Consider the following 1,223-nt stretch of genomic DNA (forward strand, 5'->3'; position numbering starts at 1 on the left):
ACACGTTAAACTTACCAGTAGGCGTTGTTAAACCTTTAATACGAGTAATCTCTTTAAGAGTCTTCGCATCGTAAACAACGATTTCACCAGTTGGGTTCTTGTTGTCAGTTCGGTTCCAGACAGATACCCAAACCTCAGTACCATCTTTGTTGAACTCCATGTGCAAGGCCGCTTTACCTTCTTCTTCAGTTACACGAATAGTTTTAACGATTTCGTGTGTGTCCTTATCAAATACCTGAACACTTTGCTGAACTTCTGGCTCTGGGTGCTTAAGCTGATCTGCCCATACATATTGAGATGTTGGATGGGTACGAATAAATACGCCCGCACCGTCTGTCTCAACTGTGTAGCACAGCTTCCACGCTTGGTCAGGATGACCAATCGGGTCGTTGCCCCAAACAGATACTTCACCAATACCTAGGTGAGTCGTTGCACCAACAGGGCCACACTCTTTATCAGTCCAGTTAGCACCAGGACCCGGGTGAGGCAATGAAGCAACATCGATCATTTTCTCTAACTTACGATCTTTCGTATCAACAACAACCATCTTGTTTGAAGCGTTTGCTGCGATTTGGAAGTAACGACCTGTTGGGTCAAAGAAACCATCATGCAAGAACTTAGCAGTATCCATTTGATCAATACGTAGGTTATTGATGTCGCTGTAATCAACCTGCCACATTTGACCTAACTCTTTGATCGCAACCATCCAAGTTGGCTCATTAGGTGTTGTGTAGATCTCCGCAACGCGAGACTCTTCGACATACTCACCGTCAACATTAACACCACGAGAAGAAACTACTTTCAGAGGTTCAAGTGTTTCTGCATCCATGATTACGAAGTGCGGAGGCCAATAACCACCAGCGATAACATATTTGCCATCACCGGAAACAGCGATATCTCGTGCGTCATACGCCATTTGAGTTTCAGCTACCAACATCTTGTCTGGCGTCTGCCATAAATCGATCTTGTTAACCTTACCGTCACGACCAATGGTGTACCAGAAACGACCTACGTCTTTCGCATGATCAGTTTTATGGTGCTCAGTACCCTTGATTACGTGTACTGCATAACCCGTATCGATGTGTGCAACAATTTCATGTTTGTCACCATCGATGATGGCAGCAAGACCTGCATCACGCTCAATGACAACAAAGAAGTTCTCCCAATTACGGCCATGTAGAGGTTTAGTTGGATAGTCTTTAAGAGCGATATATTCTTTGGTC

At 44.6% G+C, this 1,223-nt stretch carries 1 protein-coding gene; it reads right to left on the reverse strand.

Annotated features, from left to right (window positions below; all coding sequences use genetic code 11):
- On the reverse strand, positions 1-1,223 hold a 1,223-nt coding region (locus tag A3756_RS00255), incomplete at both ends, for a cytochrome D1 domain-containing protein (protein ID WP_068552558.1).

Source organism: Oleiphilus sp. HI0086 (assembly GCF_001635225.1).